At 35.6% G+C, this 478-nt stretch carries 1 protein-coding gene; it reads left to right on the forward strand.

What is annotated here, in order from left to right; translation table 11 throughout:
- Nucleotides 1-478: NEW3 domain-containing protein (locus E3E37_RS10940; RefSeq protein ID WP_240921980.1), on the forward strand; the 478-nt coding region annotated here is incomplete at both ends.

Here is a 478-nt window from a genome sequence, read left to right on the forward strand (position 1 = left end):
TTACTTCTCTATAACTGTAATTCGAGAAGGTGATGCAAGTTTTGAACTAGAATACGTAGAAAAGCCTGAGATTGTTCACCCCGGAGAAGATTTTGAGATCACAGTTAGACTTAGAAATATGGGATTCGAATCTGCAAAAAGTGTTCTCGTTGAGATGAACTCCCCAATTGAACCTACTAAAGAAGCAATATTAATAGACAACACCACTAATCAGCATTTTACATATGTAATAAATAGTGACAAAACCGTGGAGTACAAATTCCGACTCCATGCAAGCGAAGATGCCAATACTGGGAGTTATCCACTTACTCTGAAAGTCTCCTATTTTAGTGGAGATTCAAAAGAACAAAAAGAACAAACCTTTGAGTTTTCAATTCAGATAATAAAACGAAATCAAGCTTTTATTGAGATTGAAGATATAGACCTTGAGCCAAGCACCATAGAGCCAGGAGATGAATTTATATTGAGGATAAAGATA

The sequence above is a fragment of the Thermococcus sp. ES12 genome (assembly GCF_012027515.1).
GTDB lineage: Archaea > Methanobacteriota_B > Thermococci > Thermococcales > Thermococcaceae > Thermococcus > Thermococcus barossii.